The following is a 270-nucleotide window of genomic DNA, read 5'->3' as shown; positions in this document are numbered from 1 at the left end:
AGCGACTCCTCTGCGGCAAACAGCTTTGAATTCCAGGACGCATTAAAATCCGATCCAATTTGATGTGAAAAAACTTTTTCTTTGGGAATACAGCTGTTGGTTATGATTTTTGCATAAGTCTCGATTTCTCGAGTGACTTGCATTTCCCTGTATTGATTCCATAGTTTTGCCAAAGGGTTATAAAAAACAGCAGCATCCTGTTTTGGGTAGTCGAGCCAATAGTTAAATTCTTCTGGAATATCAGTAGCCGCTTCCCGAAGGGTAAACTGG

At 40.7% G+C, this 270-nt stretch carries 1 protein-coding gene; it reads right to left on the bottom strand.

Features of this window, described 5'->3' with window-relative positions:
• Positions 1-270 (bottom strand): hypothetical protein (locus tag AVJ23_RS23040; protein ID WP_205626914.1); only part of this gene is annotated, 270 nt, incomplete at both ends.

The organism is Pseudoponticoccus marisrubri (assembly GCF_001482405.1).
Classification (GTDB): Bacteria; Pseudomonadota; Alphaproteobacteria; order Rhodobacterales; family Rhodobacteraceae; genus Pseudoponticoccus; species Pseudoponticoccus marisrubri.
The sequence above is the reverse complement of the archived record's forward strand: the minus strand, read 5'-3'. Positions and strand labels throughout refer to the sequence as shown.